The sequence below is a fragment of the Streptomyces sp. NPDC036984 genome (genome assembly GCF_055607665.1).
On sequence record NZ_JBVJRL010000014.1, the window covers coordinates 189,295 to 214,136 of the forward strand.

A 24,842-nucleotide genomic window follows, 5' to 3' on the forward strand; every position below is an offset into this window, starting at 1 on the left:
CTGCACCGGGAGGCAGAACAGGATGACTCGTTACGCGGCGCCGGGCACCGAGGGCGCCATCGTCTCCTACCAGGCGCGCTACGACCACTTCATCGGCGGCGCGTATGTGCCGCCGGCGCGTGGGCGGTACTTCGAGAATCCGTCGCCGGTCAACGGGCAGCCGTTCACGGAGATCGCGCGCGGTACCGCGGAGGACGTCGAGCGGGCGCTGGACGCGGCGCACGAGGCGGCACCCGGGTGGGGCCGTACGTCGGTGACGGAGCGCTCGGACATCCTGCTGAGGATCGCCGACCGCATGGAGGCCCACCTGGAGCCGCTGGCGGTGGCCGAGAGCTGGGAGAACGGCAAGCCGGTGCGGGAGACGCTGGCGGCCGACATCCCGCTCGCGATCGACCACTTCCGCTACTTCGCGGGGGCGATCCGGGCGCAGGAGGGTTCGCTGGGCGAGATCGACGACGACACGGTGGCGTACCACTTCCATGAGCCGCTCGGGGTCGTCGCGCAGATCATCCCGTGGAACTTCCCGATCCTGATGGCGACCTGGAAGCTCGCGCCGGCGCTGGCCGCGGGGAACACGGTCGTTCTCAAGCCGGCCGAGCAGACCCCGGCCTCCATCCACTACTGGCTCAGCCTGGTCGCGGACCTGCTGCCGCCGGGCGTGGTGAACATCGTGAACGGCTTCGGCGTGGAGGCGGGCAAGCCGCTGGCGTCGAGCCCGCGGGTGGCGAAGATCGCGTTCACCGGGGAGACCACGACCGGGCGGCTGATCATGCAGTACGCCGCGGAGAACATCAAGCCGGTCACCCTCGAACTCGGCGGGAAGTCGCCGAACATCTTCTTCGACGACGTGTGGGCGCACGACGACGACTTCCGCGACAAGGCGCTCGAAGGCTTCACGATGTTCGCGCTCAACCAGGGCGAGGTCTGCACCTGCCCCTCCAGGGCGCTGATCCAGCGCGGCCACTACGCGGAGTTCCTGGAGGCGGCCGTCGAACGCACCCGGGGCATCAAGCCGGGCCACCCGCTCGACACCGACACGATGATCGGCGCCCAGGCGTCCAACGACCAGCTGGAGAAGATCCTCTCCTACCTGGACATCGGCCGGCAGGAGGGCGCTAAGGTCCTCACGGGCGGTGAACGCGTCGAGTACGACGGCGAGTTGAAGGGCGGATACTACGTCCAGCCGACCATCTTCGAGGGCGACAACCGCATGCGGATCTTCCAGGAGGAGATCTTCGGCCCGGTCGTCTCCGTGGCGTCCTTCGACGACTTCGACGACGCGGTGAAGATCGCCAACGACACGCTGTACGGCCTGGGCGCCGGGGTGTGGACCCGGGACGTCAACACCGCCTACCGCGCGGGCCGCGCGATCCAGGCCGGCCGGGTGTGGACCAACTGCTACCACGCCTACCCCGCGCACGCGGCGTTCGGCGGCTACAAGCAGTCCGGGATCGGCCGTGAGACGCACAAGATGATGCTGGAGCACTACCAGCAGACGAAGAACATTCTTTGTTCCTACAGCCCTCAGAAGCTTGGCTTCTTCTAGACCTTCAAGTGGGTGGCCTGAAGGCAGTGTTGTTCTCCAGACCACCCAGCACGACAAACGCGCTCAGCAACAAGTTCAACACCTTGCGCCACCACACGGCCCTCAGGTGACATCATCCCGGTCCAGCCGTGGACCAGAAGTCGAATCTCAAAGATCCAGTCGGCTCCGCCGCCCGAGTGCGACCTTCGACTCCGTGACACAGTTGGGAACTGATCACCGGGCTCCGGAGTCCGTCATAGTGTGAACGGCCGGGATGCCAGTGAAGTGGTGGGGAAGTTGTGACGAACAGCAGCGGTAGCAATCCGTCGGCAGCAGGTCCGGGCACGTCTACGCCGGGGCAGCCGCGCTGGGCCTGGTGGGTCGTAGGCATCGTCGTGCCCGTCGTTGGCATCGCAGCCACGGTGTTAGTCAACAACCGGCACAGCTCTGCTGACGACTCGAAGCCACCCGCCGTCGCGGGGGCACCGTCTGCCACGCCTGATCAAGCCAAGCCGGCCGCATCAGCGGATCCGGCCAGCCCGGAGAACACGGCGTCCCGCGCCATGTTCGGTCCACACGACATTCAGTTCCGGACCAGCGCCTACGGGGTTGACATCGACTTCGACACGCGCAAGCCGCTTGTTGCGGATGACCTCAAGGGCGCTGACTTGTCGGCCGTCACGGATGGAAGCGGGACGGCTGGTTCCACCAACTTTCATGGTGGCCCCCGGCTCGCGGCGATCATTGCGCCGATTTCGGGAAGTGATGCTGATCCAACCGAGGCGCAGTGCGCGAAGGCGTTGCGGAGCAACGGCGACCCCACGCTACAGGACCCGCCTCAGAATGCGCAGTTCTGTGTTCAGACCACCGAGGGGCGTATTGCGTTCGTGCGTGTCGTGTCGGCTGCACCGGGTGGGCACACCATGAGGCTCAGAGCGACGGTTTGGGACCTCGCCACCTAGTGCTGGATTCCTCAAACGGTGTACACATGTCGTTCCCATACCCAGGGCCAGGCTCGGGTGTTGAGCTGTGCCGGGCGGCATATGGCACACCGTGATCTGTAGGCCGGTCTCGGCCGCGAGGGCTACGAGTTCGGTCTTCCAGGCGCGGGTGCGGGAGCTGTTGGAACCGCCGGCGTCCGCAGTGATCAGCAGCCGTGCGGCGTGAGGGTACTCGTGCCGACCGCGGGCACGCCACCAACGGCGGATCGAGGCGACCGCAAAGGCCGCGGTGTCGCGGTCCGACGCCGTACCTTCGTCCTCGGCTCGGTCGCACCCGACGTTGACCCAGCCAGTGTTCGCAGTGGTGTCGTAGATCCCGTACGGGATCACATCTCCTTCAAGCACGGCATCACATCTGTACTCTTCCCTGGCTTGCCGGTCCGGGGCGAGAGCCCGGTCAGCGGCTGGCTCGGGTGCGGCAACCTCATCATGGCCGTGGTTCACCAGCGCGGGGCGCCGTCGGCAAGTTGGAGTTCACCTCACCATCCTGACCAAGAATGCGAACGGCCAGACCCTCCGAGCCGCCATCCACCACCGGCCACTGGGCGCCGCGCTCCGCTTCTCCGCGGAACTGCGTACCCGGCTGGCCGGCGAGATCGACGCCGACTACTTCCACCAGGGCTGAACGCCCACCCTACTAAGAAGGTTGTCCCATGATTCAGCGCAAGGATGTCCTGTTCGAGGCCGACGGCGCGGTACAGCTGCGTGGATGGCTCTTCCTGCCGGACGGCCCGGCCCGAATCCGCGCGATCACCATGGCCCACGGCTACGCCGGGGTCAAGGAGCACGGACTCGAGCCGTTCGCACGGGCCTTCGCCGCTAACGGCTTCGTCGTCCTGACCCATGACCACCGCGGCTTCGGAGCGAGCGACGGCCAGCCGCGCCAGGACGTCGACCCATGGCGGCAGATCGCCGACTGGCGGCGAGCCATCTCCTACCTGGAGAGCCTCCCCGAGGTCGATCCGGAGCAGATCGGCCTGTGGGCCAGCTACGCCGGCGGCCACGCCATCGTTCTGGGCGCGACCGACCGCCGTGGTCTCCCAGGTGCCGACCGTCAGCGGCTTCGAGCAGGGCCGGCGCCACATCGTCTCCGAGGCCGTCGCGGCCCTGGAGGAAAGCTTCTCCGAGGACGAGCGCGCCCAGTCGCGTGGCGAGGCTCCCCGCACCCTGGCCATCGTCGGCAGCGACCCGGCGGTGCCCGCGTCGTACCGGACGCAGGAAGCCATCGACTTCTACCTCCAGCCCAAGCCCGACGGTGTGTGGGAGAATGAGGTCACCGTCCGCTCCACCCGGGCCGCACCCATGTACGAGCCCGGAATCTAGGTCAACAGGGTCTCGCCCACACCGCTGCTCATGGTGGTCGCGCTCAACGACACCGTCACCGTGACCGACCTGGCCCTCGCGGCCTACGAGCGAGCGCTGGAGCCCAAGCGACTGCGGACGATCCCGGGTGGCCACTTCGACCCGTACACCACCCAGTTCGACAAGGCGAGCAGCGCCGCCATCGAGTGGTTCCGCGAGCACCTCGCCTGAGGGGCACCCCGCACGCCACCACGCCCGGCACACGGGGGCCCGTGTTGCGATCTGGCGCTGCAGCCCAAAGGTGTCCTGCTGCACGGCGCGTGCTTCGAGCCGTACCAGGCGCAGTCGAATCGCGTCCGGGCACGGCCCTTGAGTGGTTCCAGTAGTACCTCGGTCACTTCCCGGCTCCCCTCCGTACCCCCCACCCATAGGAAATGATCATGACATTCGCCTACTCGTCGATTCAGACCCGAGAGGAGGCCGGTGTCCTGTCCGCCACCCTCGACGCCGGCCCCCTCAACCTCCTCGGTGTCAACCTCGTCCGTGACCTCGTCTCCCTCGTCGACACGCTGTACACCGACCCCGGTGACGTGCGGGTCGTCGTCATCGACAGCGCCTCACCAGAATTCTTCTCGGCGCACGTGGACCTCACGGCGATCCCGCAGTACACCGCAGAGGCCGCGAAGGCCGGCGGTCCCGGTGACGCCTCGCTCGGCATGTTTCTGTACAAGCTGGCACAGGTGCCGGTGATCACCATCGCCAAGGTGCGTGGCAGGGCCCGTGGCGGTGGCAACGAACTTGCCCTGGCCTGCGACATGATCTTCGCCGCGCGTGAGAACGCGGTATTCGGGCAGTTCGAGTCCGGCGCAGGCGCCCTGCCCGGCGCCGGCGGAATCCAGCACCTGACCCGGCGCTTGGGCAGGACACGTGCCATCGAGGTCATCACCGGCGCCGACGACTTCGACGCCGATCTCGCGGAGCGCTACGGCTGGATCAACCGCGCCCTGCCCGACGCCGAGCTGGACGGCTTCGTCGAGCGCCTGGCCAGGCGCATTGCAGGCTTTCCACCCGAGGGGGTCAAGGCCGCCAAGCGCTCCATCAATGACCTCACGCTGCCCCACCCGTCGAACGTCCGCTCCGACTCGGCCACGTTCCTCAGCCTGGTTGCACTGCCCGAATCCCGTGAGCGCCTGGACTACCTCGCGAACCGGGGCCTTCAGACGCCTGGTGACCTCGAACGTGACCTCGGCAAGGCCGTGGCGGAGTTCCCCGGCTGACAGTGCCAGCTGCTGCAGGGTTGCTGGATCCGGACGGTTGCCCTGGCCAAGGTGGGAGCGGTGTCAATGCTGTGCTTCGCGGCGTCTTCGGCGAAATCCTGCCGAGCAGCTGCAGCTGCACCGACGCGCGCTTGCCGGCACTGTCGGCTGGCGACGATTCGGGCGACCTTGCTGTCGCTATGACCGCTGTGGGGGACGGGGCGAGGTTGCGGGCGGAAGAGTCTGCTCGGCCCAGACGGTCTTGCCGTCGAGGGAGTAACGGACGCCCCAGGTCCGTGCGAGCTGGGCGATGATGAACAAGCCGCGCCCGCCTTCGTCGACCGTCTTCGCGTGGCGCAGCCGCGGCGCGAGGGCATTGCTGTCGTGGACTTCGCAGGAGAGCGTGCGGTCCTTGATGAGGCGCAACCGCACAGGCGGTGCGCCGTAGCGGATGGCGTTGGTGACCAGTTCGCTGACGATCATTTCGGCGGTGTACGCGGTTTCCTCATCTACTCCCCAATGGCTCAGCTGGAGTTGGGTGTGGTCGCGCGCCACGGCGACAGCTTTGGGATGGTGGTCGAGATGCCACGCGGCGACCTCATCAGCGGGGAATGTGTGGGTGCAGGCGAGGAGGAGTATGACGTCGCCGTGGCGGGTGTCGCTCCGCAGCCGGTAGAGCACGTCCTCGCACAGATCCTGCAGCGGCCGGTCGGTGTGGGCCAGCACCCGTTGGAGTGTCTCCGGGGACCGGGAGGCGGTCAGGAGGGATGGGGTGTAGAAGGCGAGGACGCTGCCGTCGGTGACAGAGACCGTGGTGGCAGCGAAGGGGGCCCTTCGGTGCGCACCAGGGGAGGCCCGCTCGGCAGCTGAGGGATCTCGGTACTGCCAGCGGGATGGGCGATCACGGGTGGGGGGTGGCCGGCCAGGGCGATGGTGCAGGTCTGGGCGAGCGGGTCGTAGACCGCGTACACGCAGCTTCCCGTAAGCGGCATGGGATCGCCGGGCGGCAGAGCTGTGCGTTCCTGGGCCAGGCTGATGGTCGTGTCGTTGAGGCGGGCGAGGAGTTCGTCGGGCTCAAGGTCGAGCGCGGCCGGGGAGCGCGTGGCGGTCCCTATCTGTCCCAGGGTGGTGGCCGCGTGGATGCCCTGGCCGGCTACTTCGCCGACCACCAGTGCGGTGCGGGCGCCGGAGAGGGCGAATGTGTCGAACCCGCTGCCTCCGCCGGTTTCAGAGGGCACCAGCATGTGCACGGTTTCAACGGTCGTCTGCGTCGCAGGCTCGGGAAGGAGCAGGTGGCGCTGAATGGTCAAGGCGATGGTGTGTTCGCGGGTGTAACGGCGGGCGTTGTCGATGCACAGCGCGGCGTGGGCGGCCACTGCGACGGCGAGGGTGACATCGCCCTGGTCGTAGACGTCGCCCTGGCCGGTGCGTTACAGGCTCATCAGTCCCAGCACGGTTCCCCGCAGCGTCAGGGGCGTGGTGATAAGACTGTGGGCACCGGAGGCGAGGATCGCCTCGGCGCGCTGCGGGACGGCCGCCAGCCAGGGCGTTTCGGGGCCCAGGGCGACCAGGCGGGGCTTGAGGTCGGTGAGCGTCTGCGCGTAAGGCGTCGGAAACGGCAGAGCCCGTACATACCCACCGGATGTGCCTGAACCTGCTCCTCGCCGCCACTGCGGCCGAAGGCGGCACGGCGCAGCGGCATCTCCCGTCCGAGAGGACTCGGCGGAGGTTCCTCGCCACGCACCGCTGCCTCCACCACTTCCACCACGGCGATGTCGGCGAGGTCTGGCACCACCGCCTGCACCAGTTCCTCGCAGGTGGCCACCACGTCGAGGGTCTGTCCCACTCGCTCGCGCACCGAGCCGAGGACGCGCAGACGGGCGCGTACCTTTTCGCGTTCGGTGACATCGAGTGTCTCCGTCAGTACCCCCAAGATCCTCCCCTTCGTGTCCTCAAGGCGACATGCCGAGACGGAGACCTGGTACTCCGGCCCCGGCCCGCCCTTCGGACGCACCCCCGCCGGTCGCCCCCGTGCGGGCGCGCCGCTCTCCAGCACGCCGCGCAGCATCGCCTCGACCTCACCAGGCGCGGAGAGGTCATACACGTCGGTGAAGTGCCGGCCCATGATCTGTTCAAAGGGCGCTGTGCGCAGGACCGGCGTTTTGACGCTGATCCGCAGGATTCGCAGCTCCGTGTCCAGGACCATCAGGCCAGTCGGGGACCGCTGGAACAGAGCTTCCAGTACTGCCGCACCCTCGACGGGCGAAATGGCTTCGTTTCGCGCCACGGCAACCCACCTCTCCTATCCAGCCTGCCCCTGCCTCCTGCGCGCCGCTCCCTCGCATTCCGGGACGTGCCCGAACGTCTGGGCCGAGCAGCCCCTCCCGCCCGCAACCGCGGCCCGACCCACTAGCGGTCGGCCGGTTTGTCACCACACGTATCGTTCGGCGCCTGTCCGGAGTTCCCGCCGGCCCGCCCCATCGGGTTGGTGGTCGCGCAGGTCCACCTCAACGCGGGGGCGAGCGCAGACGGCCGCCCGGGTTGCGCCCGGCCCGTCCGGTGTTGAGGCGGCCGGCAGCGCCTTGTCTCCCTTGAGGTTGGCCGGTCGGGTGCGCATTGGCCTGCCCGGCAGCCTCGCCTTGCGAGCGCCCTGCGCAGAGGCCCATCCTGAGAGAGGCATGCCGACCACCGTATGGACCGAGCGCAGACGGCTGCGGAGCCGGCGGCGACCGCAGCCTCGCAGAGAGCGTGTTCCAGATGAGGCTTGTCGTCGATCTCAACCGGTGTCAGGGATTCGCGCAGTGCGTCTTTCTCGCCCCGGACGTCTTCTCCCTCCACGGCGAAGAGGCGCTGCTGTCCTCCCCTCGCTTCGACGAGGAACAACGTGACCGGGTGGAGAAGGCCGCTGCCGCCTGCCCGGTCCAGGCCATCCTCGTCGACTACTCCGACGAGCCGACCAAGGGTGTGCAGCCTCATGTCGGCTGACACGGACGTCCAGGCCCTGCGGCGCCAGGGCCGCATCGTCGTGGTCGGTGCCTCGCTGGCCGGTCTGCGCGCGGCGGAGACCCTGCGCGAGCAGGGCTTCACCGGGTCGCTTACCATGATCGGCGACGAGCCGTACGAGCCCTACGACCGGCCGCCGCTGTCCAAGCAGGCACTGCTCGGGCGGGCACGGCCCGAGGACACCGCGCTGCCGCGGCGGCGCGACATCGACGCCGACTGGCGTCTGGGCGTCGCCGCCGAGAGCCTGGACCGGGCCGCCAAGCAGGTACGCCTGACGAACGGCGACACCGTCCCCTACGACCGCCTGCTGATCACCACCGGGACCAGGGCACGGCCCTGGTTCCACCCAGAAGAGGCCGCACTGGACGGAGTGTTCGTGTTGCGCACCCGCGACGACTCCGCACGCCTGCACCGCAAGCTGACTGGCGGCGTGTCCCGGGCGCTGGTGATCGGCGCCGGTTTCACGGGCTCCGAGGTCGCCTCCGCCTGCCGGGAGCTGGGCCTCGACGTCACCGTCGCCGAACGCGGCCCGGCGCCGCTGGTCGGCGCGCTCGGCGGAGTGATCGGCGCGGTCGCGGACCGGCTGCAGCGCAAGCACGGAGTCGACCTGCGCTGTGGCGTCAGCGTCACCGCCCTCGAGGGCGACGACGTGGGGCGGCTCAGGCGCGCCCATCTCTCCGACGGTTCGGCGATCGACGTGGAGGTGGCGGTCGTCTCGCTCGGTGCCATGCGGAACACGGAATGGCTCGCCGGCTCGGGGGTCGCCGCGGGTCCCCGGGGGATCGCGTGCGACGCCGGGTGCCGGGTGTTCGACGTCAACGGCATCGTCACCGACGACATCTACGCCGCCGGTGACGTCGCCCGCAGCCCTCACCCGCTGTTCGACTACCAGTTCCTGGCCCTGGAGCACTGGGGCAACGCGGTCGAACAGGCCGAGATCGCCGCCCACAACATGATCTGTGCGGGTCCGGACCGCCGTCCGCACCTGTGGCTGCCGATGTTCTGGTCCACCCAGTTCGGTGTCAACATCAAGTCGGTCGGTGTTCCCTCGCTGGGCGACCAACTGGTCGTCGCCCAGGGGGCGCTCGCCGAGGCACGGTTCGTCGCGGTGTACGGCTACCGCGGCCGCGTCATCGCCGCGGCGTCCTTTGACGGAGCCAAGTGGCTGGGGTTCTACGAGCAGCAGATCGCGTCCGGCGCCCCCTTCCCGCCGGAGTACCGCTCGGTCGACCGCCGGACCGAGACGTTGGAGCCGATCGACCCGGCCTTTCCCGACCCTCATCTGCCCACCCACGGGCCCACCGTCACGCTGACGGGCCACTCACCGAGCGAGCGGCGTGTCACGTTCGTTCCGTCGCATGCCTGATCACCGGCCCTGCACCGCTCGGAGCCCTTAGGAGTCACCATGACGTCCGGCACCATCTCCGCGCAGATCACCGACTACGCCAATCGGGCCGATCCCTATCCGCTCTACGCGGAACTGCGCAAGCAACCGGTCAGGCGGGAGGAGGACGGCACCTATCTGGTCAGCACCTACTACGAGGTGCGGGGCCTGGCCAACGACCCGCGGATGAGCAACGACACGAGCAACCGTCTACCCGGCTACGCCCGCGTCGGGCAACCGGTGGAGTCCGGACTGCCGCCCAGCTTCATCTTCACCGACCCGCCCGTGCACGACCGGCTGCGCGACACCATCAACCGGCCGTTCGGCCCGCCGCACAGCCCCAGGTTCCTCGACGGCCTGCGCGAAGAGATGGCCAAAATCGTCACCGAGCTGCTCGACGCCTTCGAGGGCAAGGACCAGGTCGACATCGTGGAGGACTTCTCCTACCCCCTTCCCGTCACCGCCATCTGCAAGGTCCTGGGCGTGCCGCGCGAGGACGAACCGCGCTTCCACGTCTGGGCCGATGCCCTGGCGTCGTCACTCGACCCCCGCTCCGGCGACGACGGCGGCCCTGAAAAGGCAGGGCGGGCCCGCCAGGACATCGGCGCCTACCTGTCCGATCTGATCGAGACCAAACGCCGCCACCCCGGCCCCGGGATGCTCAGCGCGCTTGCCCCCGTCATGACACCGGCAGACCTGGAGGCCACCGCGGTGCTGCTCCTGGTCGCCGGCCACGAGACCACCGTCAACGCCATTAGCAACACGACCCTCACCCTGCTGCGCCACCCCGACCTCCTCGACCGGTTCCAGAAAGACCCGGACCTGGCCGTCCCGCTCATCGAGGAAGTGCTCCGCTACGAGCCCCCGGTCCAGTTCGTCCCATGGATCACCGCCCTGGCCGACATCGACGTCGCCGGCACCACGATCCCCAAGGGCTCGCCGGTCTGGCTCATGCTGGCCGCGGCCAACCGCGATCCCCGGCGCTTCGAGGACCCCGACCGGTTCGATCCCGACCGCAAGGACAACGAGCACCTGGGCTTCTACACCGGCATCCACTACTGCTTCGGCGCCCCTCTCGCCCGCATAGAACTCCATTTGGCTGTGCCCGAACTCTTCCGCCGGGTCAAGTTCTCCCGGCTGCTCGAGGACCCGCCGCCGTACCGTGCCAACGCGGTGCTGCGCGGCCCCCGCCACCTTCCTGTGGCGATCGAAGGCCTGCTGGCCTGAGCACCGCCGCAAGGGCCGGGAGAACTGGTCCAGAGCGTGTCTCTTTGGTGCGCTCATCAGTTGATCGAACGTGCCCGTCCGACTAGTGATCACTGATGCGATGTGGGACCGGATCGAACCGCTTATGCCGACCGACCCGGTCCGCGGACGACGGTGGGCCAACCACCGCCGCACCCTCGAGGCCATCGCGTGGAAGTACCGCACCATCTCGCCCTGACGGGACCCGCCCGACGAACTGGGCTCGTACCAGACCGCTCACAAACGGCTGATCAAGTGGGCCGTCGACGGCACCCGGGAACAGATGCTCGCCGCCGTCCTCGCGGCAGCGGACGCCGTCGACGACATCGCGTGGACCGTGTCGGTCGACTCCACTGTCGTCCGGGCCCACCAGCATGCCGCCGGAGCACTCAAAAGGGTGCGGCAGGTCACAGCGAGCCGGCCGACCACGCGCTCGGACGCTCCCGCGGCGGGCTGAGCAGGAAAATCCACCTTGCCGCAGACGGCCATGCGCGGCCCCTGGCTCTGGCCGTCACGGCGGGCCAGGCTGGTGACGCGCCTGCCTTCGAGACGGTCATGGCCCGCATTCGGGTGCCGAGAACCGGACCTGGCCGGCCTCGCACCCATCCCATCGTGGCCCTGGCCGACCGTGCCTCCTCATCCCAGGCAATCCGCGGCCATCTGCGCCGTCAGTAGATCCGCGCGGTCATCCCGCAGCCGTCGGACCAGGTCGGCCACCGTCTGCGGCCCGCCCGCCAAGGCGGGCGGCCGCCCGGCTTCGACGCGGATGCCTACAAGCAGCGCCACACCATCGGACGGTGCACCAACCGCCTCAAGCAGTGGCGCGGCCTGGTCACACAAACCGACAAACTCGCCTCCGCCTACCAGGCCGCACTCCACCTCGCCGCCATCCTCATCTGGACACGACGCTGACCAAAGAGACAGAACCTACTGCTGTGACCGCGAAGGTTCACCGGGTGGGGCATGCTGATCGGTTGGGCCGCCTGAGCGAGCAGCCGGCCCGTCGGTTTCTTCGGCAGGCCATATCGGATGCGGCGGTGCCCCGCGTAGGGACGGAAGTACAGCCACAAGCCGGACCCGACGGTGGATCCGCGCCATGGTGCGACCTCGACGCCCCAACGTGGCCTGGGCTTCACGCCCTGTCCCGCGGTTGCACCGATGCGCTGCTGAGAGACGATGGGAGGTGGGTGGGCCAGCCGCATGTACCGCTACATCTGAGGCAGGAGGCGCACCATGCCCGCTTCTCGATCCGTCGCAACCCCAGTCCTGGAACCCTCTGCCCGGGACCTGACGGAGGCCACGTCGCCACATCCGCGCATCTACGAGGTCCCGCCGGAGAACGGCCGCGAGATCCTCGATGGTCTCCAGGAAGGGAAAGGGGTGGCCAAGCCGGCGGTGGACGAGGACTGGGTGACCATCGACGCCGGGCAGTACGGCAACGTCCGCACGCGTATCATCCGCCCCCGGGGAACGATGAAAACCCTCCCGGTGGTCCTGTACATCCACGGCGCCGGATGGGTGTTCGGCGACGAGAAGACGCACGACCGGCTGATCCGCGAACTGGCGGTCGGAGCGGACGCCGCGGTGGTCTTCCCCGTCTACGACAGGGCCCCCGAGGCGAAGTACCCGACTCAGATCGAGCAGAACTACGCGGTCGGGAAGTGGATCCTCCAAAACGGCGGGGAACAGAACCTCGATGCCTCACGGATAGCGGTCTGCGGCGATTCGGTGGGCGGCAACATGTCGACGGTCTTCGCGCTGATGGCCAAGGAACGCGGAGATGTGCAACTGGCTGCCCAGGTGCTGCTGTACCCCGTCACCGACGCGAACTTCGACACTCCGTCCTACCAGCAGTTCGCCGACGGCTACTACCTCACTCGCGACGGGATGAAGTGGTTCTGGGACGCCTACACCTCGGACCCCAAGCAGCGCACCGAAATCTACGCCTCGCCGCTGCGGGCCGACATCGAGCAGCTCCGTGGCCTTCCCACCACATTGATCATCACCGACGAGGCCGACGTACTGCGTGACGAAGGCGAGGCCTACGCCGCCAAGCTCCGCGAGGCAGGAGTGGACGTCACCGCGGTCCGAGTGCTGGGAATGGTCCACGACTTCCTGATGCTCGACAGCCTCCGCGACTCCAAGGCAACCACGGTCGCGCGCACGCTCGCCATCGAGGCACTGCAACGAGCACTGCACCCCTGAAGCGTGTCGTATTACGCCGTGAGGCGGATGAGGGCCTCCTGCGGCCGGCGGGCACGTCCGGGTCCAGCGTGTTGTGGAGTCGACGCGCAGGCTGACGGTCTCGCTGCTGGTCTCCTCGGCGTCCATGAGGTAGCGCTCCTCGGCGTCCTGGGCTGAGGCGGCAGGCAGGCGGAAGGTGATCATCTCTCCTGTCGGCGGGGAGGGGATGGGTCCGGCCCGCGGGGGTGGCGGAGTGTGGTCAGCGCGCCCACGGGCCGGTGCCCGGACCGTGGGCGAGGCCGGGGAAAGCCGGTGCTGGGAAGAGCCCGCCCCCGGGCCAGAACAACCGGGGGGCGAGCACACCGTTCCCGCCCGGCCCGCAGCCATCAGGCGCGCGGGAACGCGCGGTCCACTCGGGACCTTTCGAAGGTAGCCGACCCCGCCGACAGCCCACCCCCCTCGCTACCGACCGCGTTCCCGTATGCCCCGGCGTATCACCCCGGCCACTGCACTGACCACACTCCGCGCCGAGCGGTATAGAGGACGGCCTCGGAACCCGAGGCGGACGAACAGGCCGACCTGCTTCACAGACGGTGACGCCTGGCACAACGTCGGCGAGGCCGGCCGTCTCCGGTTGCGCCGTGGCGGTGCGCACCCCAGTCTGCTCGTATGGACAGCACCCCGGAAGCCCGTGCGCTGCCCATTCTGGTGACGGGCGCGGCGGGCAGTGTCGGTGCCGTCGGCCGATCTGTGGTCGAGGGCCTAAAGCAAAGGGGCCTGGGCGTCCGGGCCATGGCGCATCGCGAGGATGAGCGAGCGAAGGCGCTGCGCACGATGGGAGCGGAGGTCGTCGTTGGAGACCTGACGCGCGCGGTCGACGTTGCCGACGCCCTGGCCGGTTGTGGACGTATGTACTTCGGTATGGGTGTGTCGGCACAGTATCTGGAGGCTGCCGTGACGGCAGCGGCCGTCGCCCGCGCGTACGGACGCCTGGAAGTGTTCGTGAACATGTCGCAGCTCACTGTCTCGGAGATGGATCTCACCAGCACCTCTGAGTCCGTGCAGCAGCGGCAGCACTGGTTGGTGGAGCAGGTCCTCGGCTGGTCAGGCCTGCCCGTCGTCCAGATCAGGCCCACTGTGTTCATGGAGAACCCGCTGTTCCGTGTCGGCTTCTCCTCGATCGCGAAGAACGGAAGCATCAGACTGCCCTTCGGCCGGGCGAAAACCTCCCCTGTGACGGCTCGGGACGTCGCCGCGGTTGTTGAGGAGATCCTGGCCGATCCGTCCGCGCACATCGGCCGAATCTACGAGCTGACCGGCCCGCGCTCGGAGGACGCCGCCGTCATGGCGGCAGAGCTTTCCACAGCTCTGGGACGACCGGTCAGGTACACGGACGTCCCGCTGCAGGAATGGATCAACGATGATCTCAGACCGCTGGGGCTGCCGGACCATGCCTTTCAGCACATCTCCACCATGGCTCGTCTTCACGCCGAGAATCGATACGACCGCAAGGCGGACGGGGTCGAGCAGGTCACCGGGCGGCCTCCATCGGGGGTGGCCGATTACGTCCGCGACAACCCCAGCCTGTTCAGCCTCTGACCCCTGTCCTCGTCGTGCGGTGTACGCCCCCTCCTCCAGCATGTCCAGAATCCGCAGGCGAAATCACGGGATCACGTTCGGTTGAGATACGGGATCTCCGGCGGCCGGCTTGACACCACCCGGGGAGCGGCTCGATCGGTTCGTCTATGAGCCGCCACCGTGGCCACGTTTGCCCGCTTTGTGAAGTATAGGAGTTGGCACATAGGTGACTTGACGCCTGGTGGACAGGGCAATCTGCTGACCTCGGCACTTGACGGCACCACGCTGTCCTCCCATGAGAGACTGAACAACAAGTGGCGCCGCTGGGTCCGCCCTCCCCGGCCTCGGCATACGGCGGCGGCCGCCGCCCTCGTGGCGCTCGTGGCCGGTTTGACCGCCGCCCCTGGCGCCGCTCAGGACCTCGGCCCGCACACCGGGCGAACGGAAGCCGCCGCGCGCAGCGGCAGCAGAGGCACCGCCCGGGCGACCTCTCCGGCGCACACGCCCTTGACGACAAAGTCCACCGAGTCGGGGTCGTCGAAGTACGCCTGCTCGTACAGGGCCCGGTAGAGCACGCCCCGGTCCAGCGCGTCGAACTCCTCCTGATTGCTCTCCGGTGACATGGCCACGTACTGGGCCTTCACGAACCACATCATCTCGCGGCCGGCGCCGTCCTGGAGCTGCCGCAGATGCTGGCGCAGCGCCGCCGCGCCGGTGATGATCTCGACGGCCTCGCCCGTGCTCCGGGCCCATGCGCTACGGCGGTGTGTCTCCGCCAGTTCGTAGACGGCGGCCCGGGTCTGTTCCAGGGCGTCGAAGTGGCGTTGGAGCCGGGGCATGAGGGCCACCTGCGGCGGCACGGCCGTGAACCATTCGGGACTGTCCTCGACCACCGACGCCAGGCCCTTGTGCTCCAGCGCGCGCAGCAGCAGCCGCGCGGTGACGACGTCGAGGGCCGAGCGGCCGGAGATGTCCTGAGCGGACGCCGTCCCGGTGGCGACCAGAAGGCGGTACACCTCGCTCTCGTCGGCCGTCAGGCCCACCGTCTCCAGCATGTCGCCACCTTTCTCACCATCCTGGTCGCCTCCGCCCCGGGTTCCCGTGGGGGAACGCGGTGCACCCGGCGGATGTTCCACCAGCCCCTGCGCCCAGGCACCACGACGGTTGTCACCGGCGATCTGGTTCATCGTGACGGGGCGGTGCCGTCAGCATCTGATGGATGCGGCTGGGCTCCGCCAACGCAAAGGCTGTCCCGAACGCAGGAACCCGCGTCGCCACCTGGTCGCTGTCACGTTCCTGTCACCAACACCATCGACGCACCTGGACCCCGAAGGCCCCGCCTGCGTGCACGGCATCGATCTAGACCACGTGGACACCAGCAGACGCTTCCGCCTACCTGTGCCATGTGGTACCGCAACCCACTCGCTAGCACCACGTACCGCTCATCAAGATCCGGACCAGGTGCGGACCGAACCAGCCTGACACTCGACGTTTCCACTCTTTGTCGCAGGTCGGGAGCGAGGTCAGGCGCGTACCACCAGCAGACGAAGAACCTGCTCGTGTCGTACTCGCCGAAGAAGCTGGGCTTCTTCTAAACACTTGCGGAAAGGCGCCTGACCTGCACCTTTGCCTCGCAGGCGCCTTCCCGTGCCCCCTCAGGGTGGAGCCCGGTCCCCGTCGTAACTCCCACGCCCTCCCGCCGTCATCCCGATCCCGACCAGCACTTCCGGCCCGGTCACGGACCGACCGAAACGTCTCAGACGCCGACGGGCTTGGCCGGACCGGGGACGTTGCGGAAGCGGAACGGCTCCGGTTCGCGGCCGGCCTGGATGAACCAGCACTCCCCGGTGCCGTCGCCGGCGAGGATCCGCAGCACCGTGTCCGCGACGACCTCAGCCGGGATGACCGGCAGACCCTGGTCGGAGAGCATGCCGCGCAGGTGGTCGATGATGTGCGATTCGGCGAAGCCTGGGCAGACCGCGTTGAAGCGCACGTTCTCCGGGGCGAGAGCCGGCCCCAGGGAGCGTGCGAGGCCCACGACCGCGTGCTTGTTGGCCGCATACAGCGGATCGAGCGGCACTGCCGCCAGGCCCGCCAGGGAAGCGGTCGCCACGATCGACCCTCCGCCGCGAGCCCGCAGCGCGGGCAGCACCGCGTGGGTGCCGAAGACCACGCCGTCGAGGTTTGCGCCCATCGCCCGGCGGTAGCGTTCCGGGGCGAAGTCCTCGCCGACGCCGCATCCGGTCGCCACCCCCGCGTTGAGCAGCGCGATGTCCACACCGCCGTACCGCTCCTGGGTGAACTCCACCAGTGCGCGGTTGGCGTCGAGGTCGGAGACGTCACAGGCGCGGAAGTGGCCGTCGACCATGTCAGCCACCTCCCGCCCGCCCTGCGCGTCGAGGTCGGCGACGACCACGCGCGCGCCCGCCCTCGCCAGTGCCAGCGCCGAGGCCCGGCCCAGTCCGCTGGCACCGCCGGTGACGATCGCCACCTTTCCCTGGAGCGAGACGCCGTCCCTCTGCTCTTCCCGCGCGGCGACGGCCCCGCTCTCACCGGCGGTCATGCCAGCTCCAGCACGAGCTTGCCGACGTTCTCGCCGCGGAAGAGCATCTGCAAGGTCGCGGGGAAGTCGTCGACGGTGCCCCTCACCACGTGTTCCTTGACCTTGATGCGGCCGGCACCGATCAGGGCGGAGATCTCCTGCGCGGCCTCCGCGTAGCGCTTGGCGTAGTCGAAGACGACGAAGCCCTCCATGCGGGCGCGGCGCACCAGCAGCGAGAGGTAGTTGGAGGGGCCCTTGACCGGCGTGGCGTTGTTGTACTGGCTGATCGCGCCGCAGACCACGACGCGCGCGTGCATCGCCAGCCGGGTGAGGGCGGTGTCGAGGATGTCTCCTCCGACGTTGTCGAAGTAGACGTCTATACCGTCGGGGGCGTGCTCGCGCAGCGCCTTCTTGACGTCTTCGGCTCGGTAGTCGATCGCCGCGTCGAATCCCAGTTCGCCGGTGAGCATGGCGCACTTCTCCGGCCCGCCGGCGATGCCCACGACCCGGCAGCCCTTGGCCTTCGCGATCTGACCCGCGATGGTGCCCACGGCTCCGGCCGCTCCCGACACCACGACGGTCTCGCCGTCCTGCAGCGCGCCGACATCCAGCAGGCCGAAGTACGCGGTCATGCCGGGCATGCCCAGCGCTCCCAGATACGTCGAGGGCGGGGCGAGGGAGGTGTCGATCTTCATGGCGCCCCGGCCGTCGGAGACCACGTGCTCCTGGACGCCGAACGTGCCGACCACGTGATCGCCGGGCTGGAAGTCCGGGTGGTTCGATGCAGTGACCTCGATGACCGATCCGGCACGCATCACCTCTCCGATGCCCACCGGCGGCAGGTAGGAGGGGCGGTCGTCCAGCCAGCCCCGCATGGCCGGATCCAGGGAGATGACGCGCGTCCGGCCCGCGAACCGGCCGGGGCCCGGTTCCACGAGCGGTTCGGAACGGTGCTCCCAGTCTTCGGGTTTCACTTCGCCCACGGGGCGGGCTGCCAGGCGGATCTGGCGGTTGGTCGTGGACATCACGCCTCCTGTCGTTGGGGCCTCCCATGACCATACCGACCAGTAGGTACGTCGATACTTGTGACATTCCCCACAGATCATCCAGGCGTCCAGCGACCTAAGGTCCCGGGGGTCGACCACCGGCGGACCGCCCCCGTCGACCGGATGCCGCATCGAGCCGAAAACGTAACTCTCAGCAGGCTTATCCCGCATTCCAACCAGTCGGTATCGTGCGCCGCCACACCGATGTTTCACCGTCACCTCCCACGGATCCGAGCCGCACCGGAAGGCCATGCGATGACACACGCCGACAACGACCGGTACCCGCCGCCAGTACCGCCGGGATGGACGCAGCCGCGGACCGAGCCCCAGGGCCACGCCCCTCGACGCGGGTCGTACGGGCGGGATCCATGGCAGGAGTCCTACGGACGCGACGTCCCGGGGAGCACGTCGTACGGGTACGACGCCCCCTCGTACGACTCGTACGGGCAGGCCGCGCAGCGCCCACCGCACGCGCCCGAGCCCCATCCGCACGGTGCCGACCTCGCCGCCCTCCGCTCGGCCTACCAAGTGCTCCGCCGGGTCTCCACGCTCACCGCGCTCGGCTCTTTCGTGGTGTACGTGGTGCTGTCCTGCTCTGCGCGGGACCTGATGGGCTCCAAGATCGCCGGGGAACTGAGCCTGGGAATGGGCCTGGGGATCTTCCAGCTCCTCCTCACCTTCGCGGCCGTCGTCTGGTACGGACGCAGCGCACAGCAGTCCGTGGACCCGCTGGCGCTGGCCGTCAGGGAGCGAACGGTCCGGCCGAGCCGGGATGCCGGGGTGGCGAGATGAACGACTTCGGCTCAGGGACGCAGGCAATCGTCCTGGTCCTGTTCACCACTCTGGTGACCCTCACACTGCTGATGTGCGTGATGGCGGGACCGGACCGCGACGACCTGACGAACTTCTACACCGGCTACCGCTCGCTCACCCCTGTCAAGAACGGCCTGGCGATCGCGGGCGACTACATCTCCGCGGCCACGGTGCTGAGCACCACCGGCATCATCGCGCTCGCCGGATACGACGGTTACGTCCTGGCCGTCAGCACCGCCCTGTCGCTGGTGCTGCTGATGTTCCTGCTGGCCGAGCCGCTGCGCAACGCCGGCCGCTTCACCATGGGCGACGTCCTGGCCCGCAACATGCCCGGGCGGGCCGTCCGCATCGCCTCCTGCGTGGTGACCCTCGCGGCGACCCTCCCCTTCCTGGTCGTCCAGCTCTCCGGGGCCGGGTCGCTGCTCACCTTCATCCTGGGGCTGCCGCACGTGACCGGCGCCAGGACGACATGCATCGTCCTCATCGGCAGCCTGATGATCATCTACGCGGCGATCGGTGGCATGCGGGGCACCGCGCTCGTCCAGATGATCAAGATCGTGCTCCTGCTCGGCACCAGCATCACCGTCGCCGCCCTGGTCCTCAACCGCTTCGACTGGAGCCCCGGCGAGGTGCTCCGGGCCGCCGAGCGCGGCAGCGGCACGGGCCCTGCCTTCCTCCAGCAGGGCCTCCAGCTGGGCACCTCGGCAGCTCAACGACTGGACTTCGCCAGTCTTCAGATCACCGTGATCCTCGGCGCGGCCTGCCTGCCGCACATCACGATGCGGCTGTACTCCGCGCGCGACGTGCCCGCCGTGCGCCGCTCCATGTCGTGGGCGGTCGGTACGGTCACCACGTTCTGCCTGCTCGTGATCATCATGGGTACGGGCGCGGCGGCCCTGGTGGGATCGCAGTACATCACTGCGGCGGATCCGCACGGCAGGACGTCGGTACTCATGCTGTCCCGTGCGCTCGGCAGCGGCGCCGGCTCCGCGGGCACGACGGTTCTCTACGCGGCCATGGCGGGCACGGTGTTCATCACCCTGCTGTCCTCGGTCGCGGGGATGACCCTGGCCGCCGCCTCGTCGCTCGCCCATGACCTGTTCGCCCATGCGCTGCGGCGGGAACAGGCGGCACCGCGTACGGAGATGACGGTGGCGGCGTGGACGAGCGTGGCGGTGGGGACCGTTGCCGTCCTGCTCTCCGTCCTGGTCCAGAACTGGGACGTCGGTGTACTGACCACGCTGGCGATCTGCATCGGGGCATCGGCCGTGGCCCCCGCGTTGACCTACTCCCTGTTCTGGCGAGGATTCACGCGCGTCGGCCTGCTCGCCAGCCTCTACGGCGGCACGGCCTGTGCGCTGGTGCTCATGGTCTTCTCGAAGGCGGTCTCGGGCACGCCGTCCGCCGTCTTCCCGAACGCGGACTTCGGCTGGTTCCCCATGCAGTCCACCGGCCTGGTCTCCATCCCGTGCGGCTATCTGGCGGGCTGGCTGGGCAGCCGTCTGGACCAGCGGCGCCGCGCCGCCGAGAGCCGCGAGAGCCGGCGGCTGTACGAGGAGAGCGAGGCACGGCTGCTCGCCGCGGCGGAGTGAGTACGGCAGCGTGGCGGGCTACGCGAGCGGCCAAGGCGCCGCCCGCGTAGCCCGCCAGGGACCCAAGTCCCGGTGCACGGCCTGGACGGTCACGTGAGTGTGCCGGTCAGTGGTTGTTCGGTCCACACGGTCTTACCCTCGCGGGTGTAGCGGGTACCCCAGCGTTCGGCCATCTGGGCCACCAGGAACAGGCCGCGGCCGCCCTCGTCGGTGGTGCGAGCGCGGCGCAGGTGCGGTGAGGTGTGGCTGGTGTCGCTGACCTCGCACACCAGGCTCCGTTCACGGATCAGCCGCAGGGTCGCCGGACCGCCGGCGTACCGGTAGACGTTCGTGATCAGTTCGCTGGCGATCAACTCGGTGGTGAACGCCAAGTGCTCCAGGCCCCATTCGGTCAGCTTGGCCGTGGTCAACGCCCGAGCCCGGGCCGCGCTGGCAGGCTCCAACGGCAGGTGCCAGAAAGCGACATCGTCCGGTGGCAGCATGCGGGTGCGGGCGATCAGCAGCGCGACGTCGTCGTTGGGGTGCGTCGGCACGAGCGAATCGACCACCGTTTGGCATGTCTGTTCCAGTGCGTCCGCGGGGCGGGTGAGCGCTGCGCACAGCTTGGTCAGGGCGGTGTCGGCATCGATGTGGCGTTCGCCGATGAGTCCGTTGGTGTACAGGCACAGCAGGCTTCCCTGGGCCAGGTCGATCTCCCGGGCCTCGAACGGCAGGCCGCCCAGTCCGAGCGGTGGGCCGGCGGGCAGGTCGAGCGGGGCCACCTGTCCGTCCGGAGCGGCCACCACCGGCAGCGGGTGACCGGCGCGGGCCAGGGAGCAGCGCCCGGAGACCGGGTCGTACACGACGTACAGGCAGGTCGCGCCGACGACCTGCTCGCCCACGGGCCGTTCGCCGGCCGCCTCCTGTTCGGCCGCCAGCAGGTTGACCAGGTCGTCCAGGCGGGAGAGGATCTCGTCCGGTTCCAGGTCGAGGCTGGCGAGCGTGTGTACGGCGGTACGCAGCCGGCCCATGGTGGCGGCAGCGTGGATGCCGCGTCCCACCACGTCCCCGACGACGAGGGCGACCCGGGCCCCGGACAGGGGAATGACGTCGAACCAGTCCCCGCCCAGCCCCGGGGCCGCGCTGGCCGGCAGGTACCGCAGGGCCACCTCGACGGCCGACTGGTCCGGAACGGCCCGGGGCAGCAGGCTGCTCTGCAGGGTGAACGCGGTCTGCTGCTGCTGGGTGAAGCGCCGGGCGTTGTCGATGGCGACGGCGGCGCGCGAGGCGAGTTCCTGGCCGAGGGTGAGATCGTCCGCCTCGAAGGGATCGGGGCGACGCGAACGCCACAGGGTCATCACGCCCAGCACCAGGCCACGTGCGACAAGAGGTACCACGACCAGCGAGTGGACGCCCAGGTCCGGAGCGTGAGCCCCCTGGTGCCCTCCCGCCGAGAACCAGTCGGGCGGGAGAACCGGTTCCAGAACGGGCCGCCCTTCGGCCAGGCACCTGGCCTGCGGTGTGTCGGGACCGAACTCCACGGGCTCGCCCTGGGGGTGGGGCGGGCAGGGTTGCTGGGCACCGACGCTGCAGGCTCCCAGCCGGACCACGGGCCCGACCAGGGTGCGCGTCGGTTCCTCACCGCGCGTCACCGGTTGAAGCAGGTCCACCGTTACGTGGTCGGCGAGGTGAGGCACCATCACCTCGGCGAGTTCCCGGGCGGTCTCCCCCACGTCGAGGGTGGTTCCGATACGGCTGCCGGCCTGATCGAGGAGCGCGAGCCGACGCTGGGCCCGATGGCGTTCGGTGATGTCCTCGATCATCTCGGCCACACCCAGGATGCGGCCGGAGGGGTCCTCCATCGGGAAGGACGAGACCATCGCGACCCGCTCTCGTGCCGGGTACCACTCCAGGCGGACGAACTGCTCGGAGTAGACCGTGGGCCTGCCGGTCTCCATCACCCGGCGCACACGTTCCACGGCCTTGCGCGCGTCGTCGGGGACGAGGAAACAGCCGGTGGGCAGCCCCTTGAAGTCTGCCGCGGGAACGCCGCTGAAGCGTTCGATGGCCCGGTTGACCCGGAGAATGGTCAGGTCGGGACCGTGGACGGCCAGGCCGATCGGGCACCGGCGGTACAGTCCGTCGAGGATCGCGCGGTCTCTTTGCCACTCCAGGACGTCAACCGCGGGTGCGCCGGCAAGAAGCCACTCACGGACCCGGTCATCGCGTGAGAGCGCATGAGCCCTGAGCCCCATCTCCACGAGTCGCCCGTCGCGGTGCCGCACGGGGAGCAGGCCGAACCAGCCGCCGGCTCGCCTGCACTTCGCCGCGGCCTCCCTGGCAGCCGGCAGATCGCGAGGGTCGACGAGGACCTCGAATGCCCGACGACCGAGCACGGCAGCGTCCGGATGGCCGAGCAGTTCCTGCGCCCGCCGGCTCCACCCGACCACGACTCCCCGGTCGTCGAGCACCGCCAAGGCGGCGAGTTGCAGGGCGAACGGATCGTAGTGGCCTTCGCTGAGCTCCGTCATCCGCTTCTCCACCGCTGGACACCACCTTGTACGAGGCCACCGCGATGCTGCCGCGGGTTCTGACCGCGGCCGGTGACCGGCATGACGGCGTCCGGGGCGATGGCGCGGAGTCTCCCCGTGCACGCTGACCTGCTGATGCCATGCAAGCCCATTGAAACCCGGTGGGAGCCGCGGCTTCCACTGGCCGCGTGGCACGGCGTGGCGCACTTGAGGGAATGGCGACGGGCACGGCGCCACTACGGGAGTCCGCCATGAGCAGACAGTGCCGGGCCTCGTGGAGGTCTCCCCGGTTCGCGTGCCGCCATGCCCGGCTGAGCTCCACCGCGGTGTCCGGAGCGTCCAGGCCGATGCCGGTGACCTCCTCGAAACGGCGCAGCCGGTAGCGGACGGTGTCGACAAGAACGTGTGCGCCGCGGGCGACTTCGCGGATGTGCCGTCCCCCTCCTCCCCCTCCATGGCCACCGACCGCCCGTCGACGGTTCCCAGGCCGGCCTGTTCGGTCTCACGCGCCATGTCGGCTCCGCGGGAGCGGGGGCGGTCCCAAGGGATCAGGGCATGGCCGGGACCGCCCCCGCCGGCTCACTTCGTCAGCGGGCCGAACTCCTTGCGGGTGTCCACCGGCTTGCCGAACAGCTGCCAGCGCTCGCCCTTGAACCGCATCAGCTGCATCGTCTCGATCGGGAAGTCGTCGCCGTGGCCCGTGGACAGGGTGACCCCGGGCAGCAGCATGCCCACCTTCACGTCCTTCAGATTGCGCACCGCGTCCCGCAGTCCCTCCCTGGTCGGGCACTTCATCGCGTCCAGAGCCTGGTGCAGGCTGGAGGCGACTGCCCAGCCGTAGGCGTTGAACTGGTTGGCCGGGTCGGCGTCGGGGGCGTACTCGTGCATGGCCTTCTTGTACGTCTTCACCTCAGGGTCGTCCGCCCACTGCGGGTCGGCAGGGTCCTTGAAGTAGGTCGCCGAGACCACGCCCTGGACGTTCTTGAACCCGACGGGCTGGAGCACGGCGGCGGACGAGGCCACGTTGTTCACGATGTGCAGCGGGTTCCACTTGGTGTTCTTGGCGTCGGCGGCGAGGGCCTGGCTGCCGAACTTGGGCGTGGTGATGTTGAGCAGTACGTCCGCCTTGGAGCGGGCGAGGCTCGCCATCTGTGCCGACACGGAGGGGTCGGTGACCTCGTAGCTCTCCGTGGCGACCACCTTGACGCCGCTGCCGGCGAGGGCCTTCTCGAACCCGCCGAGCAGGTCCTTGCCGAAGTCGTCGTTCTGGTAGAGGACCGCGACCTTGGCCTTCGGCTTCTTGTCCGTGAGGTATTTGGCGTACACCCGGGCCTCGGCCACGTAGTTGGGCTGCCACCCGATGGTCCAGGGGTGCTTGTCGTCCGTGCCCCAGACGGAGGCTCCCGTGGCGACGAAGGGCTGCGGCACCTTCTGCCGGTCGAGGTAGTCCCACACCGCCGCCGTGGAGGGGGTGCCCAGGGTCTGGAACACGGCGAAGACCTTCTCCCGCTCGACGAGTCTGCGGGCCTCCTCGACCGCCTTGGGCGGCTGGTAGCCGTCGTCGCGGACGACGAACTCGATCTTGCGGCCGTCTATGCCGCCCTTGTCGTTGACGTACCTGAAGTAGGCGGCCACGCCCTTGCTGATCGTGCCGTACGCGGAGGCGGGTCCCGACAGTGGGTAGATCCCGCCCAGCTTGATGGCCTTGTCGGTGATGCCGGTGGTCTGCTGGCCCTTGCACGCGCCACCGGCGGCGGTGTCCTGGGCGTCCTGGCCTCGCCGGCTGCTGCACGCGGATGCGGCGAGGAGGGCGGCGGTCGCGGCCGCGGCCGCCCGCAGAGCGGTCGTCTTGCGCATGTGG

At 69.1% G+C, this 24,842-nt stretch carries 20 protein-coding genes and 4 pseudogenes; 14 read left to right on the forward strand and 10 right to left on the reverse strand.

What is annotated here, in order from left to right; all coding sequences use genetic code 11:
- Positions 1-22 precede the first annotated feature (22 nt).
- Entirely contained in the window at positions 23-1,546 is a 1,524-nt protein-coding gene (exaC, locus tag ACZ7DL_RS25040; RefSeq protein ID WP_470777215.1) for an acetaldehyde dehydrogenase ExaC, read from the forward strand.
- 278 nt (positions 1,547-1,824) lie between these two features.
- Positions 1,825-2,487 carry a hypothetical protein gene (locus ACZ7DL_RS25045; RefSeq protein ID WP_470777284.1) on the forward strand — a complete coding sequence of 221 codons (663 nt, stop codon included), beginning with the start codon at positions 1,825-1,827 and terminating at the stop codon, positions 2,485-2,487.
- A 60-nt stretch (positions 2,488-2,547) separates the two neighbouring features.
- Here ACZ7DL_RS25045 and ACZ7DL_RS25050 read toward each other — a convergent pair.
- Positions 2,548-2,862, reverse strand: a pseudogene (locus ACZ7DL_RS25050) (ISAzo13-like element transposase-related protein); the annotation flags it as partial.
- A gap of 317 nt (positions 2,863-3,179) precedes the next feature.
- Here ACZ7DL_RS25050 and ACZ7DL_RS25055 point away from each other — a divergent pair.
- The 4 genes and pseudogenes from ACZ7DL_RS25055 to ACZ7DL_RS25070 form a co-directional block, all read left to right on the forward strand.
- Positions 3,180-3,506 (forward strand): annotated as a pseudogene (locus ACZ7DL_RS25055) (alpha/beta hydrolase); the annotation flags it as partial.
- A 64-nt stretch (positions 3,507-3,570) separates the two neighbouring features.
- Positions 3,571-3,849, forward strand: coding sequence for a hypothetical protein (locus ACZ7DL_RS25060; RefSeq protein ID WP_470777285.1), 279 nt, complete (start codon positions 3,571-3,573; stop codon positions 3,847-3,849).
- A gap of 30 nt (positions 3,850-3,879) precedes the next feature.
- Positions 3,880-4,059 (forward strand): hypothetical protein, encoded by a 180-nt coding sequence (locus ACZ7DL_RS25065; protein WP_470777217.1) that lies wholly within the window; start codon positions 3,880-3,882, stop codon positions 4,057-4,059.
- Between the two features lie 209 nt (positions 4,060-4,268).
- Positions 4,269-5,105, forward strand: coding sequence for an enoyl-CoA hydratase/isomerase family protein (locus tag ACZ7DL_RS25070; RefSeq protein ID WP_470777219.1), 837 nt, complete (start codon positions 4,269-4,271; stop codon positions 5,103-5,105).
- Between the two features lie 177 nt (positions 5,106-5,282).
- On the opposite strand, the gene ACZ7DL_RS25075 is transcribed toward ACZ7DL_RS25070, so the two are convergent.
- The 3 genes from ACZ7DL_RS25075 to ACZ7DL_RS25085 all read right to left on the reverse strand — a co-directional run bounded on the left by ACZ7DL_RS25075 (position 5,283) and on the right by ACZ7DL_RS25085 (position 7,371).
- Positions 5,283-5,810, reverse strand: coding sequence for an ATP-binding protein (locus ACZ7DL_RS25075; RefSeq protein WP_470777220.1), 528 nt, complete (start codon positions 5,808-5,810; stop codon positions 5,283-5,285).
- A gap of 32 nt (positions 5,811-5,842) precedes the next feature.
- A complete protein-coding gene (locus ACZ7DL_RS25080; RefSeq protein WP_470777221.1) occupies positions 5,843-6,460 on the reverse strand; it encodes a PP2C family protein-serine/threonine phosphatase in 618 nt (205 codons plus the stop codon).
- A 92-nt stretch (positions 6,461-6,552) separates the two neighbouring features.
- The gene (locus ACZ7DL_RS25085; RefSeq protein WP_470777223.1) at positions 6,553-7,371 is read right to left on the reverse strand and encodes a PAS domain-containing protein; all 819 of its coding nucleotides are present in this window, start codon (positions 7,369-7,371) and stop codon (positions 6,553-6,555) included.
- Between the two features lie 470 nt (positions 7,372-7,841).
- On the opposite strand from ACZ7DL_RS25085, the gene ACZ7DL_RS25090 reads away from it, so the two are divergent.
- From ACZ7DL_RS25090 to ACZ7DL_RS25115, 6 genes and pseudogenes are all read left to right on the forward strand, one after another.
- The gene (locus tag ACZ7DL_RS25090) at positions 7,842-8,069 is read left to right on the forward strand and encodes a ferredoxin (RefSeq protein ID WP_319144940.1); all 228 of its coding nucleotides are present in this window, start codon (positions 7,842-7,844) and stop codon (positions 8,067-8,069) included.
- Positions 8,059-9,453, forward strand: coding sequence for an NAD(P)/FAD-dependent oxidoreductase (locus tag ACZ7DL_RS25095; RefSeq protein WP_470777224.1), 1,395 nt, complete (start codon positions 8,059-8,061; stop codon positions 9,451-9,453). The genes ACZ7DL_RS25090 and ACZ7DL_RS25095 overlap by 11 nt, the downstream gene beginning before the upstream one ends.
- Positions 9,454-9,492: 39 nt before the next feature.
- Entirely contained in the window at positions 9,493-10,698 is a 1,206-nt protein-coding gene (locus tag ACZ7DL_RS25100; RefSeq protein ID WP_470777226.1) for a cytochrome P450, read from the forward strand.
- Between the two features lie 70 nt (positions 10,699-10,768).
- Positions 10,769-11,628: pseudogene (locus ACZ7DL_RS25105) on the forward strand (IS5 family transposase).
- A 321-nt stretch (positions 11,629-11,949) separates the two neighbouring features.
- Positions 11,950-12,921, forward strand: coding sequence for an alpha/beta hydrolase (locus ACZ7DL_RS25110; RefSeq protein WP_470777228.1), 972 nt, complete (start codon positions 11,950-11,952; stop codon positions 12,919-12,921).
- A 648-nt stretch (positions 12,922-13,569) separates the two neighbouring features.
- Entirely contained in the window at positions 13,570-14,499 is a 930-nt protein-coding gene (locus ACZ7DL_RS25115; RefSeq protein WP_470777229.1) for an NmrA family NAD(P)-binding protein, read from the forward strand.
- A gap of 392 nt (positions 14,500-14,891) precedes the next feature.
- On the opposite strand, the gene ACZ7DL_RS25120 is transcribed toward ACZ7DL_RS25115, so the two are convergent.
- From ACZ7DL_RS25120 to ACZ7DL_RS25130, 3 genes are all read right to left on the reverse strand, one after another.
- Positions 14,892-15,533: a TrmB family transcriptional regulator gene (locus ACZ7DL_RS25120; RefSeq protein WP_470777231.1), complete on the reverse strand. Its 642-nt coding sequence runs from the start codon at positions 15,531-15,533 to the stop codon at positions 14,892-14,894.
- Between the two features lie 701 nt (positions 15,534-16,234).
- Positions 16,235-17,041 carry an SDR family NAD(P)-dependent oxidoreductase gene (locus ACZ7DL_RS25125; RefSeq protein ID WP_470777232.1) on the reverse strand — a complete coding sequence of 269 codons (807 nt, stop codon included), beginning with the start codon at positions 17,039-17,041 and terminating at the stop codon, positions 16,235-16,237.
- Complete coding sequence (locus ACZ7DL_RS25130; RefSeq protein WP_470777233.1) at positions 17,038-18,045, reverse strand: NADP-dependent oxidoreductase; 1,008 nt, start codon at positions 18,043-18,045, stop codon at positions 17,038-17,040. The genes ACZ7DL_RS25125 and ACZ7DL_RS25130 overlap by 4 nt, the downstream gene beginning before the upstream one ends.
- Positions 18,046-18,321: 276 nt before the next feature.
- Between ACZ7DL_RS25130 and ACZ7DL_RS25135 the strand changes: the two genes are divergently transcribed.
- Together ACZ7DL_RS25135 and ACZ7DL_RS25140 are read left to right on the forward strand one after the other, a co-directional pair.
- A complete protein-coding gene (locus ACZ7DL_RS25135; RefSeq protein ID WP_470777234.1) occupies positions 18,322-18,858 on the forward strand; it encodes a DUF485 domain-containing protein in 537 nt (178 codons plus the stop codon).
- Complete coding sequence (locus ACZ7DL_RS25140) at positions 18,855-20,471, forward strand: sodium/solute symporter (protein WP_470777236.1); 1,617 nt, start codon at positions 18,855-18,857, stop codon at positions 20,469-20,471. The genes ACZ7DL_RS25135 and ACZ7DL_RS25140 overlap by 4 nt, the downstream gene beginning before the upstream one ends.
- Positions 20,472-20,560: 89 nt before the next feature.
- On the opposite strand, the gene ACZ7DL_RS25145 is transcribed toward ACZ7DL_RS25140, so the two are convergent.
- The 3 genes and pseudogenes from ACZ7DL_RS25145 to ACZ7DL_RS25155 all read right to left on the reverse strand — a co-directional run bounded on the left by ACZ7DL_RS25145 (position 20,561) and on the right by ACZ7DL_RS25155 (position 24,838).
- Positions 20,561-22,981, reverse strand: a complete 2,421-nt coding sequence (locus ACZ7DL_RS25145; protein ID WP_470777238.1) for a SpoIIE family protein phosphatase — start codon at positions 22,979-22,981, stop codon at positions 20,561-20,563.
- A 319-nt stretch (positions 22,982-23,300) separates the two neighbouring features.
- Positions 23,301-23,411: pseudogene (locus tag ACZ7DL_RS25150) on the reverse strand (helix-turn-helix domain-containing protein); the annotation flags it as partial.
- A gap of 149 nt (positions 23,412-23,560) precedes the next feature.
- Positions 23,561-24,838 (reverse strand): ABC transporter substrate-binding protein, encoded by a 1,278-nt coding sequence (locus ACZ7DL_RS25155; protein WP_470777241.1) that lies wholly within the window; start codon positions 24,836-24,838, stop codon positions 23,561-23,563.
- Positions 24,839-24,842: the final 4 nt, after the last annotated feature.